The sequence below is a fragment of the Janthinobacterium sp. genome (assembly GCF_031995485.1).
Taxonomy (GTDB): domain Bacteria; phylum Pseudomonadota; class Gammaproteobacteria; order Burkholderiales; family Burkholderiaceae_D; genus Janthinobacterium.
On the sequence record NZ_DAMAGB010000013.1, the window covers coordinates 47,464 to 64,182 of the forward strand.

Below are 16,719 nucleotides of genomic sequence, written 5' to 3' on the forward strand. Positions count from 1 at the left end.
CCGTCTGGAAAACGGGCGCCGCGCGCGCCAGGGGGACGCTTTACCCCAATTTTTGCAGCAAGGGGCCAGCTGCGCCATTCCGGCAAAGGCCCAACCACCAATGAAGACGTACTTACCATGAACAAAATCGTATTTGCCATCGCCGCCACGTTTGCCTCCGCCTCCGGCCTGCTCCACGCACAGGAAGCCAAGCCGGACCATGAAGTCAGCTTCAACGTCGCCGGCGTATCCGACTACCGCTTCCGCGGCATTTCGCAGACCCGCCTGAAACCGGCGCTGCAGGGCGGGCTTGACTACGTCAACAACCCCACCGGCCTGTACGTGGGCGCCTGGGCCTCGACCATCAAATGGACAAAAGACGCGGGCGGCAGCGGCGACGTGGAAATGGATTTGTACGCGGGCAAGCGCGGCCAGATCAATGCCGATATCGGCTACGACGTCGGCGTGCTGGCCTATGTGTATGCCGACAACGGCCTGAAGCATGTCGCCGGCTTTGCCGACGCGGACACGCAGGAAGTCTACGGCCAGCTGTCGTACGGCCCGGCGTACATCAAGTATTCGCACGCCGTCTCGAACCTGTTCGGCATCGTCGACAGCAAGAACAGCGGCTACCTCGACCTGGGCGCGAATATCGACCTCACCAACGGCTGGACCGGCAACCTGCACGCGGGCCGCCAGAAAGTGCGCAACAACGATGCGGCCAGCTACACCGACTGGAAAGTGGGCGTCACGCGCGACTTCGGCGTGGTGACCGGTGCGCTGGCCGTGATCGGCACCAATGCCTCGAAGTCGGCTTATGCCTCCCCCGTGAATGGCAAATTCATGGGCAAGACGGCGCTGGTGCTGACGGTCAGCAAGGTGTTTTAAACAGTTGGAATGAACGGCGCAATGCCGTGTAATCCGCCTGTATTGTTGGCGGCACTGGCGGTGTCGGATTACGCGTTGCGCTAATCCGATCTGCGCCTGCGGCCATAACGCGCGGCTTCGGTGCGCTGACAAGTCAGCAACATATCTCGTAGGTCGGATTAGCGGCGGAACGCCGCGTAATCCGACAATAGTGTTGGCTGCACTGGCGATGTCGATTCACGCGTTCCCCTGTGCCGACCTGAGCCTGCCAGAATAGTGGTTGTTGCGGTTATGCCATACCTGTACGTTTTTGTTACAAAATTGAATCGTGCTTTCCGGAACGGAGGTTTATATTGAAATCGTCCCCGCCATCGAGCAAGCCAAGTTATGTCAGACGACAAAGCCTCCCACGTTTCCCCAGCCGCCCCGGATTCTGCTCCCCGTGCTGCACGTCCCGACCGTGTCGGCCGCGCGCCCGATGCCGACGAGCGCGAGCGCCGTTCGCGCGAAGCGGCGCCGCGCTATCTGAAGGCCAACGACACGCCGCTGGCGCTGGCCTGGCGCGTGCTGACCTCGCGCTATCGCTCGATGCGCGACAAGGCGGGGCGCGACTTCATGCGGCGTACCTTGCGCATCGGTATCTCGGCGCGCATTTTCCATCCCGAGCCGGGTGCCACCGGCCTGCGCAGCAAGAACCTGCAGTACCTGGAAGAGTCGATCGCGCAGTGGGTGATGTCGCGCGACGTGCTGGTGTTCATGATCCCGACCGTCAATACCAGCGGCCTGCTGCATCCCAGCAATATCACCTTGCGCCACTATGCGCGCCACCTCGACGGCCTGGTGCTGCAGGGCGGCGCGGACGTGTCGCCGCAGACCTATTCGGAGGCGGCCACGCGGCCCGAATGGAGCGGCGACCGCGCGCGCGACCTGTATGAACTGGAACTGCTGCACGAATTCGTCGATGCGGGCAAACCGGTGCTGGGCATCTGCCGTGGCTGCCAGCTGATCAATGTCGGTTTTGGCGGCACCTTGTACCAGGATATCGCGTCGGACGTGGAAGGCGCGTCGGCCCACGTGAACGACCTGTATGACCGCCACCGCCATACCATCGTCTTCCCGAAAGGCTCGACCCTGGCCGGGCTGTTTCCCAAAACCGGCGAGGCGCTGGTCAATTCGATCCACCACCAGTCGGTGAAAGACCTGGGGCGCGACATCACGGTGGAAGCGTATTCGCATGGCGACAATATCGTCGAGGCGATCCGCTACCAGCGCGCGCGCTTCGTGATGGGCCTGCAGTGGCACCCGGAATTCCATTCGGCCGGCGGCGTCGAGCTGCTCGACTGCACGCCCATCCTCGACAACTTCCTGCGCGCCGCGCGCGAGACCCGCTTTTGATTACCCGGCGCGGTATCCTGGGAAGCATGCTGGCGCTGCCGTTCGCGGGCGCGTTTGCGGCACCGCGCGGCGATACACTGCCGTTTGCCCTGACATCGCCAGCGCGTGCTGCTGCCTTGAAAACGCAGGTGCCGGCCAACATCGCCGCGCAGGTGATCCGCGCGGCGCACAAGGCCGTGCAGCGGCCCGTGCACCTGATGAAGGAAGTGCGCACTGGAGGATTGCTGGACGGCGAAGACGGGCGTGCGCAAAGCCAGCAGGCGCAGGAGGACTGGCGCCAGGCGCGGCTGCAGGCGCTGGCCTGGCGCCTGTCGGGCGACGCGGCATACCTGGACAAGGCACGCAAGCTGGTGCTGGCCTGGAGCAAAGAGTATCAGCCCTCGTTCAGCCCGGTCGACGAAACCGAGCTGGCCAGCCTGCTGATGGGCGTGGACCTGATCCAGGAGCGTTTGAATGCGGGCGAGCTCGCGCAGTTCGACGCGTTCTGCCGCACGCTGGCCGGGGGATACCTGAGCGATCCGGTCAAGGTGGGCGGTCCCTCGACGGCGCGCAACAACTGGCATAGCCACCGCATCAAGATCGGCACGGCAGCCGCCTGTCTGTCGGGCGACGCCGCGCTGGTAGCGCGTGCCAGGGACCGCTTCATGGCGCATGTGCCGCGCAATATCGGGCAGGGCGGCGTGCCGTTCGACTTCGAGCAGCGCGACGCCCTGCATTACACCACCTACAGCCTGGAGCCGCTGCTGACGGCCGCGCTGATGGCGCAAGCCCATGGCGACGACTGGTATGGCGCAGCCGGCGCGCAGCGCCTGAAAGAGGCGTTGGCCTGGCTGGCGCCGTACGCGCAAGGGAAACAGACGCACGAGGAATTCGCGAAGAGCGCGGTGCCGTTCGACCGCAAGCGCGTAGCCGCGGGCCAGAAGGGATTTACGGGCAACTGGGAGCGGCAAGGCGCGGCCAATGTGTATCTGCTGGCGTCGCGCTTCGACGCCTCCTATGCGCCGCTGGCGCGGGAATTGCAGCCGCCGGCCTGGGCGCTGGCGCTGTTCTGATGAACATTGGCGGCGCTGGTGTTGTCGGATTACGCGAGGCCTTGCCCCGCTAATCCGACCTACGCAAATGGCACGGGCATGTAGGTCGGGTTAGCGCGCAGCGCGTAAGCCGACACCATGGTTGATGTCCCGTCGATTCAATAATTCATCGGCTCGCCCCGGAAGCAGCGAATCGCCGAATCGACCATGCCCTCGGCGCTGCCCTGCAGGTTGTACTGCTTGCGCAGATACTGCGCGTCGCTCCACTGCTTGGCCACGTCGGACAGGTGTTTGAGCGCCTGCGTGCTGCCCAGCGCTTCGCCGTGCGGCTCCATCTTGCGCAGGGTGGTCATGATGTCTTCGCGCAGCGACATGGTCTCGTAGGTTTTCGGATGCGTGATGGCGCCGTCCAGGCCGAAGCGGCAGGCCTGGAAGCGGTTGTAGTTGTAGACCAGGTAATCGTCTTCCACCGGCGGCACCTCGCGGCGCTCAAGCAGGTAGCGGCACAGCGCCTGCAGATAGGCGGCCAGCGCGGCGGCTCGTTCCACCGTCAGCGGGGTGTCGCACACGCGCAGTTCGATGGTGCCGAATTCCGGCTTGGGGCGGATATCCCAGTAAAAATCCTTCATGCTCTTGATGATGCCGGTGTTCTCCATCTTGGCGAAATACTCGTTCGAGAACTGGTCCCAGCTCAAGGTGAACGGTGCGCGTCCGCTCATCGGGAACGCGAACACGGAATTCAGGCGGGCCGAATCGAACAGCGTATCGCGCCCCTGTACGTACGGCGACGAGGCCGACAGGGCGATGAAGTGGGGGATGTAGCGGTTCAGCGAGTGCAGCAGAAACATCGCGTCGTCGCCCGAGGCGCAGCCGATATGCACGTGCTGGCCGAAGATGGTGAACTGCTTGGCCAGGTAGCCGTACAGTTCCGAGATCTCCTGGAAGCGCGCCTTGGAAAAGATCTTTTGCGACGACCATTGCTGGAACGGGTGAGTACCGCCGCCGGCGATGCCGATATTGAGCTTGTCGCCGGCCGCGACCAGCGTGTCGCGGATCTCCTGCAATTGCGCCAGCAGCGGTTCATGGTGCGTGTGCACGCTCGAATTAATCTCGATCATGCTCTCGGTGATTTCCGGCGTCACGTTGCCGGGAAACGGCTTCTTGCCCAGCAGGTGCAGCAGGTCCGGGCTGGCCGCTGTCAGGTCGTAGTCCGACAGGTTCACCAGTTGCAGTTCGAGTTCGACGCCGAAGGTCAGCGCGGCCGATTGGCCAAAGGGTTCCAGCGGCATTTAGCGCTCCTTGATTTCATGGGTTTCTTTTGCCAGCATCAGCACGCGCTGCACCAGCACGGGGCCGAGCAGTTCGAGCATCAGCGTGATGGCGGCCAGTGCATTCAGTTCGTCGCCGAAGTTCACGCCCAGCTGGCGCGCGTGTTCCAGCAGCAGGATGATAAAGACCGACACGGGCGTGAGCGCCACGCCGGTCAGGATGCCCTTGCGCCACGAGATGCCGCTGACATGCGAAAACGCGGCCACGCCGACCGTCTTGGCCAGCAGGCGTCCGGCGATCACGGCGCCGGCCAGCGCCGCGCCGGCCGTCACGCTGGCCCATTCCAGGGTCGAGGCGGCGTACACGAACAGCAGCACCGTCAGCAGTTCGCCCAGCGCGCCGAAATTGCGCTGCGCCTGGCTGAAGGCCACGCGGCGGTGGCGCGCCACCAGGCCGAAGGTCAGGGTAGCCAGGAGCGGCGACAGGCTGGTGGTGTAGGTCAGGGCGACCAGCAGCATCACCGACAGGGCAAAGGCGACGGTGGCGTCCTGCGCCATATTGCCCAGGCGGCGCAGCATGGCCGGCACGATGATGCCGAACACGGTGCCGGCGCCCACCGAGGCGGCCAGCACGGCGGCGCTGCTGCTGGTCGCTTCGACCAGGTCGGTCGAGCTGTGGAACATCCAGAAGCCGACGATGATATTGAAGGTAAACACGGCCAGCACGCAGTTGAGCGCCGTCAGGTGCACCAGGCGTTCCGTCACCTGGCCCGAGCTGCGCTCTTCATTGATGACGCGCATGATGGTGGCGGGCGAGGTCGACATCGACAGCGACGCCAGCAGCAGCGCCGTCATGCGCGAGGTATCGAATTCCAGCGCGATGAAATACACGATGGCAAAGGTGCCCAGTGCTTCGACCAGGCCGGCCACGGCGATCCACGGATTGTTCTTCAGCCAGCGCAGGTTGATGCGGTAGCCGACCTCGAACAGGATCAAACCGAACGCCACGTCGGCCAGCACCAGCATGGGGCCGGCGTCCGTCTGCGGCAGGATGCCCACCTGCGTCTGCGCCAGGATAAAGCCGATCACGCCATAAAAGCTGATGCGCGGCAGGCCGGTCCAGCGGTGGCCGAATTCGCCGATGACCCAGGCCAGCGTGATGGCGAACGGCCAGGACAGGTCGGCGGCGATAGCGAGGAGACTTTGCATGCTGATTCCTTTGAAGTAGCGCTGGCACCGGCCGGCAGCGCCAATGCTGGCGCCGCAAGAACAGAGGTGCAGCGGTAATGCATGGTTGCGCGAGCGTTGCCGGGTGCTCTGATGCGCCGATTCTACCGGAGCCAAGCGCGCGCACGCTGTACGCAATCGAACGGTGCGACGGCCCAGGGCGGGCATGCACGCGGGTGCTGCAAGGGGGCGCAAACCTGGGGCGCCCGGTGATGTTGTGCAGCAGTGTACGGCATGGCGGCCTGATGCCGCCATGGACTTTTTGTTATACGGCCCTGGTAACTTATTTATTTACTGAGCAGCCGCATGCCCCGTTCCAGCCCGTCGATCGACAGCGGGAACATGCGGTCGTTCATCAACTGGCGCATCACGCCGATCGACTGGCGGTACTGCCACAGGCCTTCCTGCTCCGGATTGAGCCAGATAAATTTCGGGAAAGCGGCCGTGAAACGGGCCAGCCAGGCCGATCCCGCTTCCTCGTTGTTGTACTCGACCGAGCCGCCCGGATGCAGGATTTCATACGGGCTCATGGTGGCGTCGCCGACAAAAATCAGCTTGGTGTCGGCCGGGTACTTGCGCAGCACGTCCCAGGTGGGAAAACGCTCGGCATTGCGGCGCCGGTTGTTCTTCCACAGGTAGTCGTAGACGCAGTTATGGAAATAGAAGAATTCCATGTTCTTGAATTCGGTCTTCGCCGCCGAGAACAGCTCTTCGGTGCGCTCGATATGGTCGTCCATGCTGCCGCCCACGTCGAACAGCATCAGCACCTTGATGCGGTTGCGGCGCTCGGGCCGCATCTTGATGTCGAGATAGCCGGCGTTATTGGCGGTGGCGGCGATGGTGGCGTCGAGCGCCAGTTCGTCTTCCGCGCCTTCGCGCGCGAACTTGCGCAGGCGCCGCAGCGCCACCTTCAGGTTGCGCGTGCCCAGTTCGCGCTCGCCGTCGTAATCCTTGTAGCTGCGCGCTTCCCACACTTTGACGGCCGTGCGGTTGCCGCCCTTGCCGCCGATGCGGATGCCTTCCGGATTGGTGCCGCCATTGCCGAATGGCGAAGTGCCGCCGGTGCCGATCCACTTGCTGCCGCCTTCGTGGCGTTCCTTCTGCTCCTTCAGCAGTTCGTTCAGGCGGTCCATCAGCTTGTCGTAGCCGAATTTTTCCAGCTGCGCCTTCTGCTCATCGGTCAGCTCGCGCTGCATGCGTTTCAGCAGCCAGTCGAGCGGAATCGCCGCATTGGTGTCGAACGCCGCATTGACGCCCTTGAAATACTGCGCAAAGGCGCGGTCGAACTTGTCGAAATGGGCTTCGTCCTTGACCAGGGTCAGGCGCGACAGATAATAGAAGTCGTCCATCGAGGCGCCGATCACGTTCTTCTGCAGGGCTTCCAACAGCGTCAGGAACTCCTTGATCGAAACGGGGATCTTCGCATCCTTGAGCGTGAAGAAAAAGTCGATCAGCATAAGGAGTCCCCTGGCGGCGGCAGCGGCGCGATCGGCCGCTGCGCCAGCTTGTAGCGCAGGTGCGCGGCGATCTCGGGCCATTCGCCGCGCGTGATGCTGTACATGACCGTGTCGCGCACGGTGCCGTCGCGGCGCAAGGCATGGTGGCGCAGCACGCCGTCCTTTTTCGCGCCCAGGCGCTCGATGGCGGCCTGCGAAGCGTGGTTGAAATTATCGGTGCGAAAACCGACCAGCGCGCAGTCCAGGGTCTCGAACGCATGCGCCAGCAGCAGCAGTTTGCAGGTGGTGTTGACATGGCTGCGCTGGCAGCGTTTCGCATACCAGGTGTAGCCGATCTCCACCCGGCCCACCGCCGGCAGCACGTCGTGGTAGCTGGTGCTGCCCAATACGTCGCCGCTGGCGATATCGATCACCGCAAAGGCAAAGCGCGAGGGTCGCATCTCGATCGCCTTGAAGATGTACTGTTCCACCTGGTCGGGTTCGGGCACGGAGGTGACGCGCAATTGCCACAGCTGGCCGTCGCTGGCGGCGGCGCGCAGGCCTTCGGCATGGTGCGGCGCCAGCGGTTCGAGGCGGATGCCGTGCAGGGCCAGCGTGATGGGGGCGATCTCGTTCACCGGCGCTCCCTAGCGGTTGGTGCGCGACATGAACATCAGCCGCTCGAACAGGTGCAGGTCCTGCTCGTTTTTCAGCAGCGCGCCATGCAGCGGCGGCACCACGGCCTTGTTGTCGGGGCTGCGCAGTGCCTCCGCAGGAATGTCCTCGGCCAGCAGCAGCTTGAGCCAGTCGAGAAACTCCGAGGTCGACGGCTTTTTCTTCAGGCCCGGCACGTCGCGCACGTCGTAGAAGGTCTGCAGCGCCTGCGCCAGCAGCTCGCGCTTGAGGTGCGGGTAGTGGACGGCGACGATCTGCTCCATCGTGTCCTTGTCCGGGAATTTGATGTAATGGAAGAAGCAGCGGCGCAGGAACGCGTCCGGCAGTTCCTTCTCGTTGTTCGAGGTGATGATGACCAGCGGGCGGTGCAGCGCGGTGACCATCTGGCGCGTTTCATACACATAGAATTCCATGCGGTCGAGTTCGCGCAGCAGATCGTTGGGGAACTCGATATCGGCCTTGTCAATCTCGTCGATCAGCAGCACCACCGGCTCGGGCGCCGTGAAGGCCTGCCACAGCACGCCCTTGACGATGTAGTTCTGGATATCGCGCACGCGCTCGTCGCCCAGCTGCGAGTCGCGCAGGCGCGAGACGGCATCGTATTCGTACAGCCCCTGCTGCGCTTTGGTGGTCGATTTGATATGCCACTGCATCAAAGGCATGTTCAGCGCGGCCGCCACTTCTTCGGCCAGCATGGTCTTGCCGGTGCCCGGCTCGCCCTTGATCAGCAGCGGGCGCTGCAGGGTCAATGCCGCATTCACGGCCAGTTTCAGGTCGGCGGTGGCGACATAGCTGTCGGAGCCTTCGAAGCGTTGGCCTTGCTGGGGGTGCTTTGCTTGCATGAGCGGTTCTGCCGGACGGTTGAAAGGATTCGAGTATAAACAGAACTGTGCCACACTGCCATGCCGGGCGCCGTGGCGCGCCGTGTACCGCCCCGCACACACGCTGTTTTATGTAAGTAGACTTGCAAGATTATCTTGGTTAGAATCGGCAACTATCAGCCGTCAATATATAACATCAAAAAAAACCAGCCTTCGCGTTTCTCCGATTACCTTTGTTCACTTTGTGCCAATATGAAAAAAATAATTGCACTTCTCGTGCTTGCCGGCATCGCCAATGCCGCCACAGCAGCTGACATCGTAGGAAACGCCAAGGCCGGGACAGCCAAGGTGGAAATGTGCATCGGCTGCCACGGCATCCCCGGATACAAGGCAACCTTCCCGGAAGTGTTCCAGGTGCCGATGATCGGCGGCCAGAGCGCCAAATACATTGAAAACGCCCTCAAGGCGTACCAGAAGGGCGACCGCAAGCATCCGAGCATGAAGGGCATCGCGGCCAGCCTGTCCGACCAGGATATCGCCGACGTGGCCGCCTATTATTCGCAACAAGCCAAGCCCAACTGAGGACCAGCCAGATGAAAAGACTACTCGCCTCCCTGTTGTGCTCGCTCGTCTCCTTCGGCGCTGTGGCCGCCGGCAATGTCAATACCGGCAAGGCGCTGGCCGAAAAATACAGCTGCGCCACCTGCCACGGCAAGGACTACGCCTCGCCGATCGATCCTTCGTACCCGAAACTGGCCGGCCAGCACCGCGACTACCTGGAGCACGCGCTGACCGCCTACAAGCGCGGCGACGCCGCCAATGGCCGCAACAACGCCATCATGACGGGCCAGGTGAAACCGCTGAGCAACCAGGATATCAAGGACCTGGCGGCATATTTCCACAGCCTGCCGAAAAGCCTGGTCATTCACCGCTGAGCGCTCAGGCTTTCAGGCCCACCCGGCGCGCCAGCTTGTGCAGATTGCTGGCGTTCAGTCCCAGCTGGCGTGCGCTGGCCGCCCAGTTGCCGTGATGTGCATCGAGTGCCTGGCGGATGGCCTGGCGCTGGCAGCTTTCCACCCTCTGCTGCAGGGTGGCCGGTGGCGCATCCGAAGTGCGGGTTTGCTGGTCCGTCGCGGCCGGCGGCGCCAGGCCATCCGCGCCATCGAGGTCCAGCATGCCTGGCTCCAGCGTCACGATCTGCCTGCGGTCCGCGCCCCGTATCACGGCCTTCAGCGCGGCGCGGCTGATCACATGTTCCAGTTCCCTGACATTGCCGGGCCAGCGATAGCGGCGCAGCGCGTCTTCGGCGTCGCCTGACAGGCGCAGGCTGCGCAGGCCCAGGCGCGCGCGGTTCAGCTCCAGGAAGCGTCCGGCCAGCAGCAGCACGTCGTTGCCCCGTTCGCGCAGCGGCGCAATCTGCAACGGATAGACCGACAGGCGGTGATACAAGTCGGCGCGGAAGGTGCCGTCGCGCACATGCGCGCGCAGGCAGCGGTTGGTGGCGGCGATCACGCGCACATTGACGCGCCGTGGCTGATCCGCGCCCAGTCGCTGGATTTCGCCATTCTGCAGGGTGCGCAGCAGCTTGGCCTGGATCGCCAGGGGCAGCTCTCCCACTTCATCGAGAAACAGCGTGCCGCCGTCGGCCGCTTCGAAACGGCCGGGCCGCTCGCTGACGGCGCCCGAGAACGCGCCGCGCGCATGGCCGAACAGTTCGCTCTCGGCCAGCGACTCGGGCAGGGCGGCGCAATTGACATGTACCAGCGGTTTGCCGGCGCGCCGCGACAAACGGTGCAGCCGGTGCGCGCACAATTCCTTGCCTACGCCCGTCTCGCCCAGCAGCAGCACCGGCAGTTCGGCATCGGCCACCCCGTCCAGTTCGCGCAGCAGCTGCGTGATGGCCACGCTCTGGCCCAGCAATTCGCTTTCTTCACGCGGTGCGCCGGTCGCGGCCCGGGCCGCGCCGTTCGACACGCGCAGCGCGCGGATTTCCGCTTCCAGGCGCGTCACGCGCACGGCCGCTTCGATCGCGCAGGCCAGCTCGCCCAAGTCGCGCCGTGCTTGCGCGTCAAAGGCGCCGACCTGCAGCGAGTCGAGCGTGACCACGCCCCAGCGCTCGCCCTCGACATCGAGCGCCATGCCCATGCAGTCGTGCACCGGCACCGGCGCGCCGGGATGGCCCGGTATCAGGCCGTCATACGGATCGGGCAGCGGGCTGTCGTGATGAAAGCAGGTGACGCCGCGCTGGCGCACGATGGCCTGCAGGCGCGGATGGTCGGCCAGCCGGAAGCGGCGCCCCAGCGCGTCGCTCGCCAGGCCAGCCATCGCCACCGGCCGCAGATGGTCGCCATCGAGTTTCAGCAGGGCCACCGCGCCGCAGCCGAAGTGCGCGCGCAGGCTGCCCACCAGGCGCTGCAGGCGCTGCAGGCGCACCGCCACCGGCAGGTCGGCCACCAGGTCGGGCAACAGCAGCGGGTGCAGGGAAGATGGGGTCATGATCACCACAAATGGTACATCGGACCCTCTGGCACCAGGGTCATTTGCACCCTGGGCTTTTCAAATCATTGATTTAAAACAAGTATTTCCTGGCACGTCGTTTGCGAGGCTGATACTGCCGATCCGGCGTAACAGATCAAGGAAAGCTTCATGAAACCGTCATTGTCTCTCGGCGCGATTGGCGCCGCCATCTGTCTCCTGTCCCTTCACGTGCCGGTGCAGGCCGCCGCTGCGCCCGTCGCCAGGTCTGCCACCGCAGCTGCCACGCGCCACTATGAACTGCAGACCAATATCGTTGACGGCAAGATGGTGTTTGTCGATGCCAAGGGGCAGGTCAACCCGCAGCTGACCGCGAACACGGGCGACACGGTCGAGCTGGTGCTGAAAAGCGGCGAGGGCGCCGAGCATGACCTGGTGATCCCCGAACTGAAGGTGGCGTCCGCCAAATTCAGCGCCGGCAGCGGCAAGGTAACGCTGCGCTTCAAGGTCACGCGCGCCGGCAGCTTTACTTATTACTGCTCGATTCCCGGCCATCGCCAGATCGGCATGGAGGGAAAACTGCAGGTCAGCGGGCCCGCGCTGGCCGCCGCCGGCACCGCTGCCGCGCCTGCCGCCACGCCCGCCAGCGAATCGAGCCAGGCCGCGCTGGCGCTGTACACGCCGGCACCGTCGCCGATGCGCGGTCCGGACCCCGCTGCCGTCAGCGTGGCGGCCAACCCGGCAAGTGTGCCCGCCGCCATCGGCGCGCGCGCGCCGCAGCTGCTCAAGTACCGCATGGAGACGGTGGAGCTGCCCGGCAAACTCGATGACGGTACCACGTTCACCTACTGGACCTTCAACCGGCAGGTGCCCGGCCCCATGCTGCGCGCGCGCGTGGGCGACACGGTCGAGCTGACCCTGGCCAACGCCCATGACAGCAAGATGATCCACTCGATCGACCTGCATGCGGTGACCGGCGGCCATGGCGGCGGCCAGCATACCCAGGTCGCACCGGGCCAGGAAAAAACCATCACCTTCAAGGCACTGAACCCCGGCCTGTATGTGTACCACTGCGCCACGCCGCTGGTGCCGCAGCATATCGCGGCCGGCATGTACGGCATGATCCTGGTCGAGCCGGAAAATGGCCTGGCCAGGGTCGACCGCGAGTATTACGTGATGCAGGGCGAGATGTACACGGGCCGTCCGCACGGCGCCCCCGTGCACCAGGAGCCGAACCTGGAAAAGATGGCCAACGAACTGCCCGACTACTACGTCTTCAATGGCGAAGTGGGGGCGCTCAGCAAGACGCACAAGCTGCAGGCGACAGTGGGCGAGACGGTGCGCATCTACTTTGGCGTTGGCGGCCCGAACAAGATCGCGTCCTTTCACATCATCGGCGAGATCTTCGACAAGGTGTACAGCGAAGGCTCGATCAGCAGCCCGAAACACGATGTGCAGACCACGCTGGTGGCGCCCGGCGGCGCAACCATCGTCGAACTGACCGTCCAGCATCCGGGCAGCTACCTGCTGGTCGACCATGCGCTGTCGCGCGCGGGCAAGGGCGCCGTCGGCGTGCTGGAAGTCACCGGCCAAGCCGTGCCGGGCGTATTCCACGCGGGCGCCGCGCAGTGAACACGGGAGAGAGCGAAATGGAAGCCTTGGAAGAGATGTCAGCCGCGCAGCTGGTCGCGCATGTGCTGGCGCGCTACCACACCGTGCACCGCCAGCAGCTGCCCGAGCTGCTGCGCCTGGCGCGCAAGGTCGAGCAGGTGCATGGCGAGCATGCCGATTGTCCGCATGGGCTGGCAGAGCAGCTGTCGGCCATGGTGCAGGAACTGGAAAGCCATATGCGCAAGGAGGAAAACGTGCTGTTTCCGATGATCTTGGCCGGCCGTGGCGCCCTGGCCGCGGTGCCGATCCGCGTGATGCGCATGGAGCACGACGATCATGGCCTGGCCGTGCGCGCGCTGGAAAAAATCAGCAATGGCATGCAGGCGCCGTCGGATGCGTGCGCCACCTGGCGCGCGCTGTACGCAGGCTTGCGCACCTTCCGCGACGACCTGCTGGCACATATCGATACCGAGAACAATCTGCTGTTCGAGCGTTTTGCGCCGGCTGCGGCGCCTTGATCAGCGGCGCCGCACGCAGTCGATATACGCGTCCGTATCGGGCGGCAGGCCCGAGCGCTGCGAGGCCCAGATCATCTGGCCCAGGCATTCCATCACTTCGTGCTGGGCCGCGTGGGCCGAGTCGAGCCGCTGGGCCAGCTGCTGGACGGCCGTGCGGATGCCGCGCGGCTGGTCGACCTGCACCTGTTCGGTGATCGACAGGTGCATGGACAGGTGCAGAAACGGGTTCGCCTGGCCGCCTTCGACCGAATAGTCGCGCGCCAGCGCCGCTTCCACGTCGCTCAGTTCGTTTTCATATTCGGGATGCTCGAGGATCCAGTCGATCGCGATCGCTTCCATCGGCGACAGGATTTCGCGGGCGTGGTGCTTGCGCAAGGTGTCGCAAAAGAAGCGGCGCACATCGTCGGAAGAAGGATTGAACATCGTGTTGGCACAGGGCTGGAAAAGGGCAGGCGATATTGTACCGCGTACCCGGAATGTGTACCTGAACCCCTGCTCAAGCCCGCTCGACGCGGGCCGCGTAGCAGCCGCGCCGCGCGTTGTGCACATGGATATAACGCACTGCCGGGTCGGCAAACAGCCGTTCGATCACGGTTTCGATGGCTTTTCCCTCCACCACGTCGGCGTCGAGCATCATGCCATGCTCATCGTAGGCGCGCAGCGACAGCAGGCGGATGCGCAGCGAGTCCGGCACCCGGCCGACGGCGTCGTACTGCTGCATGGCGCCTTCGCGGACAAAGATCGCATGCGAGGCGCGGTAGGGCGTGTCGGCGCTTTGACAGACGTGATTGAGCAGCAGCACGGTCTCTCCCGGCTCGGCATCTTCCATCGTGATGCGGTCGGGATAGCCGGGCTTGTGATCGACCGTGCAGCGCACCACGCCGAGCGACTTCAGTTCGGCCTCGGGCAGGCCATATAAATGTTGAAACGGCAGCGGCGACAGGCCGGAAATGCGGAAAGACATGACAGACTCCTGTGGGCAAAAGCCCCATCAGACCCGTTTCCTGGCATGCCCGCCATCCGCTTCTTGCTATGGCAATCGGAAGTGGGCCACGATGCGCGCCGCGTCGCGCGCTGGCGGCAGGCCGAAGGCGCGCGCATATTCGCGGCTGAACTGGGTCGCGCTTTCATAGCCCACCTCGAACGCGGCGGCCGTGACGTTCTTGCCACCCGCCGTCAGCAGGGTGCGCGCGCGCAGCAGGCGGATGCGCTTCTGGTACTGCAGGGGGCTCATGGCGGTGACGGCCTTGAAGTGGCGGTGGAAGGCCGACACGCTCATCACGGCCTGTTCGGCCAGCGTTTCCACCGGCAGCGGCTGGGCAAAGTCGCGCCGTATCACGGTAATGGCGCGGCCCACGCGCGCCATGGCCGTATCGGGCGTGGCGATCTCGCGCAGCATGGCGCCGTGCGGGCCTTGCAATACCCGATACAGGATTTCGCGCTCATACGCCGGCGCCAGCGCGGCAATGTCGGCGGGCCGGTCCATCAGGCGCAGCATGCGCACCCAGGCATCCATCAGTTCTTCGGTCACGGCCGCCACGGAAAACCCTGCCACGGCACGTTCGCCATGTGCAGGTTCGGGCAGGTCGGCCAGCAGGCCGGCAATGATGGACGGCTCCAGCGTCAGCGCCACCGCCAGATACGGTTCGCCCGTGGCCGCCGGCCAGATGGTGCCGATGGCGGGCAGGTCGACCGACATCACGAAATAATTGGCGGGGCAGTAGTGCAGCACGCGTTCGCCCACCGTCATCGACTTGCTGCCCCGCAGGATCAGGTTGACCATCGGCTGATACACGGCCGCCAGCTCGTGTTCGGGGACGGCGCCCTGCACCATGGCCACGCGCGGGATGCCGGTTTCCGTCAGCCGGTTCTGCGCCCTGGCGGCCAGGGTCCTGAGTTCGTTCAGTTGGGTATCCATGGCGCCATCTAATCGCAAGCCGCACAAATACGCAAGCAAGGAAACAGGCTGAAAGCAGAATCAGGCAGGTTTGCGGCAGGAACCGGTATGCAGGACCTGGCCCTGGCGCCTACGATGGCTGCACTACCCCACACCTCAAGGAGCTTCAACATGACCATCATCGTGATTACCGGCAGCAGCCGCGGCATCGGCGCCAGCACCGCAGTGCAATGTGCCAGCAAGGGCATGGGCGTCGTCGTGACCTATAACAGCCACCCGGCCGGCGCCGACGCGGTGGTGCGGCAAATTACTGCGGCGGGCGGCAAGGCCGTGGCGCTGGCGCTGGACGTGGGCGATATCGGCTCGTTCGCCGGTTTTCGTACCCGGCTGGCTGGCGCACTGCAAGCGACCTGGGGCCGCGACAGTTTCGACGGCCTGGTCAACAATGCCGGCTATGGCAACTTCAACGCCATCGAGTCCGTCACCGAAGCCGAGTTCGATGGCTTGCTGAATGTGCACCTGAAAGGGCCGTTCTTCCTGACCCAGGCCTTGCTGCCGCTGATGGCCGATGGCGGCCATATCGTTAACCTGACCAGCGCCACCACACGCGTGGCCACGCCGGGCGCCGCGCCATATGCGGCCTTCAAGGGCGGCCTGGAAGTGCTGACCCGCTATATGGCCAAGGAATTCGGCGCGCGCGGCATCCGCGCCAATGCCGTTTCTCCGGGCGCGATCCGCACCGAGATGACCGGCGCGACATTCGACCAGCATCCGGAATTTGAAACCATGCTGGCTGGCCAGACGGCGCTGGGCCGGATCGGCGCGGCCGACGATGTGGGCAAGGCGATCGCCAGCCTGTTATTGGAGGACAATGGGTGGGTCAATGCGCAGACCATCGAAGTCGGCGGTGGCTACAACATCTAAAAAAGGAGCTGGCCCATGCTCGACCATGTGTTTATCAGCGTTAGCAATCTCGACCGTTCCATCGCGTTCTACGGCGCCGTATTCGCGCCGCTCGGCATCACCACCCGCGTCGACTACGACGGCAAGGATGGCCCGCCGGGCCATCCCGACCTGAAAGGCTTCGGCGCCAACGGCCGCATCTTTTTCTGGTTAAGGGCGGGCCATGTCGATGCGCGCGCGGCCCATGTCGGCTTCGTGGCCAGTAGTCACGCCGAGGTCGACGCGGCATACAAGGCGGCCATGAAAGCCGGTGCCACCGACAATGGCGCACCGGGTGCGCGGCTGTATTACGATCCACGCTACTATGCCGCCAGTTTCTTCGATCCCGATGGCTACAGCATCGAAATCGTCTATAAAAGCTGGCAACATCCACAGAAATAAACATCTTTTTGCGGCTTGCCGGCAGCGTTTGAACGCGTTGCCGGTATCACCGCGGACCAGCGTTTTTGACGCATGGTTAACTAAAATTAATACTTTACAGTAAGTATTATCCACGATCCTTTCCCCTCCAAAAGCGCCAAATAACGGTGCTAAAATCGCTGCTCTTGACATTTGC

General features: G+C 64.2%; 18 protein-coding genes. 9 read left to right on the forward strand and 9 right to left on the reverse strand.

The window, feature by feature from the left end; translation table 11 throughout:
* Positions 1–117 precede the first annotated feature (117 nt).
* The 3 genes from RTQ46_RS10480 (at position 118) to RTQ46_RS10490 (ending at position 3,293) form a co-directional block, all read left to right on the forward strand.
* Positions 118–867 (forward strand): TorF family putative porin, encoded by a 750-nt coding sequence (locus RTQ46_RS10480; RefSeq protein WP_312436397.1) that lies wholly within the window; start codon positions 118–120, stop codon positions 865–867.
* Between the two features lie 366 nt (positions 868–1,233).
* Positions 1,234–2,241, forward strand: a complete 1,008-nt coding sequence (locus RTQ46_RS10485; protein WP_312436399.1) for a type 1 glutamine amidotransferase — start codon at positions 1,234–1,236, stop codon at positions 2,239–2,241.
* Between the two features lie 26 nt (positions 2,242–2,267).
* Positions 2,268–3,293 carry an alginate lyase family protein gene (locus RTQ46_RS10490; protein WP_312436400.1) on the forward strand — a complete coding sequence of 342 codons (1,026 nt, stop codon included), beginning with the start codon at positions 2,268–2,270 and terminating at the stop codon, positions 3,291–3,293.
* A 137-nt stretch (positions 3,294–3,430) separates the two neighbouring features.
* Here the strand turns inward: RTQ46_RS10490 and RTQ46_RS10495 are convergent, their stop codons facing one another.
* The 5 genes from RTQ46_RS10495 to RTQ46_RS10515 form a co-directional block, all read right to left on the reverse strand.
* Positions 3,431–4,561: a YbdK family carboxylate-amine ligase gene (locus tag RTQ46_RS10495; RefSeq protein WP_312436401.1), complete on the reverse strand. Its 1,131-nt coding sequence runs from the start codon at positions 4,559–4,561 to the stop codon at positions 3,431–3,433.
* The gene (locus RTQ46_RS10500; RefSeq protein ID WP_312436402.1) at positions 4,562–5,749 is read right to left on the reverse strand and encodes a cation:proton antiporter; all 1,188 of its coding nucleotides are present in this window, start codon (positions 5,747–5,749) and stop codon (positions 4,562–4,564) included.
* Between the two features lie 305 nt (positions 5,750–6,054).
* On the reverse strand, positions 6,055–7,224 hold the full coding sequence (locus RTQ46_RS10505) for a hypothetical protein (protein ID WP_312436404.1): 1,170 nt from the start codon (positions 7,222–7,224) through the stop codon (positions 6,055–6,057).
* Positions 7,218–7,841, reverse strand: a complete 624-nt coding sequence (locus RTQ46_RS10510; RefSeq protein WP_312436405.1) for a GNAT family protein — start codon at positions 7,839–7,841, stop codon at positions 7,218–7,220. The genes RTQ46_RS10505 and RTQ46_RS10510 overlap by 7 nt, the downstream gene beginning before the upstream one ends.
* Positions 7,842–7,850: 9 nt before the next feature.
* A complete protein-coding gene (locus RTQ46_RS10515) occupies positions 7,851–8,720 on the reverse strand; it encodes a MoxR family ATPase (RefSeq protein WP_312436406.1) in 870 nt (289 codons plus the stop codon).
* Positions 8,721–8,951: 231 nt separating this feature from the next.
* On the opposite strand from RTQ46_RS10515, the gene RTQ46_RS10520 reads away from it, so the two are divergent.
* Entirely contained in the window at positions 8,952–9,281 is a 330-nt protein-coding gene (locus RTQ46_RS10520) for a cytochrome c (RefSeq protein ID WP_312436465.1), read from the forward strand.
* 11 nt (positions 9,282–9,292) lie between these two features.
* Positions 9,293–9,634 (forward strand): cytochrome c, encoded by a 342-nt coding sequence (locus RTQ46_RS10525; RefSeq protein ID WP_312436407.1) that lies wholly within the window; start codon positions 9,293–9,295, stop codon positions 9,632–9,634.
* Between the two features lie 4 nt (positions 9,635–9,638).
* Here the strand turns inward: RTQ46_RS10525 and norR are convergent, their stop codons facing one another.
* Positions 9,639–11,195: a nitric oxide reductase transcriptional regulator NorR gene (norR, locus tag RTQ46_RS10530; RefSeq protein ID WP_312436408.1), complete on the reverse strand. Its 1,557-nt coding sequence runs from the start codon at positions 11,193–11,195 to the stop codon at positions 9,639–9,641.
* 150 nt (positions 11,196–11,345) lie between these two features.
* On the opposite strand from norR, the gene nirK reads away from it, so the two are divergent.
* Together nirK and RTQ46_RS10540 are read left to right on the forward strand one after the other, a co-directional pair.
* A complete protein-coding gene (gene nirK / locus RTQ46_RS10535; RefSeq protein WP_312436409.1) occupies positions 11,346–12,806 on the forward strand; it encodes a copper-containing nitrite reductase in 1,461 nt (486 codons plus the stop codon).
* Between the two features lie 17 nt (positions 12,807–12,823).
* A complete protein-coding gene (locus RTQ46_RS10540) occupies positions 12,824–13,303 on the forward strand; it encodes a hemerythrin domain-containing protein (protein ID WP_312436410.1) in 480 nt (159 codons plus the stop codon).
* On the opposite strand, the gene RTQ46_RS10545 is transcribed toward RTQ46_RS10540, so the two are convergent.
* The 3 genes from RTQ46_RS10545 to RTQ46_RS10555 form a co-directional block, all read right to left on the reverse strand.
* Positions 13,304–13,726, reverse strand: coding sequence for a DUF1841 family protein (locus RTQ46_RS10545; protein ID WP_312436412.1), 423 nt, complete (start codon positions 13,724–13,726; stop codon positions 13,304–13,306).
* Positions 13,727–13,799: 73 nt separating this feature from the next.
* Positions 13,800–14,267, reverse strand: a complete 468-nt coding sequence (locus tag RTQ46_RS10550; RefSeq protein ID WP_312436413.1) for a DUF1203 domain-containing protein — start codon at positions 14,265–14,267, stop codon at positions 13,800–13,802.
* 66 nt (positions 14,268–14,333) lie between these two features.
* Complete coding sequence (locus RTQ46_RS10555; protein ID WP_312436415.1) at positions 14,334–15,221, reverse strand: AraC family transcriptional regulator; 888 nt, start codon at positions 15,219–15,221, stop codon at positions 14,334–14,336.
* A gap of 150 nt (positions 15,222–15,371) precedes the next feature.
* Between RTQ46_RS10555 and RTQ46_RS10560 the strand changes: the two genes are divergently transcribed.
* Together RTQ46_RS10560 and RTQ46_RS10565 are read left to right on the forward strand one after the other, a co-directional pair.
* Positions 15,372–16,124 carry an SDR family oxidoreductase gene (locus tag RTQ46_RS10560; protein WP_312436416.1) on the forward strand — a complete coding sequence of 251 codons (753 nt, stop codon included), beginning with the start codon at positions 15,372–15,374 and terminating at the stop codon, positions 16,122–16,124.
* A gap of 15 nt (positions 16,125–16,139) precedes the next feature.
* Complete coding sequence (locus tag RTQ46_RS10565; protein ID WP_312436418.1) at positions 16,140–16,544, forward strand: VOC family protein; 405 nt, start codon at positions 16,140–16,142, stop codon at positions 16,542–16,544.
* Positions 16,545–16,719: the final 175 nt, after the last annotated feature.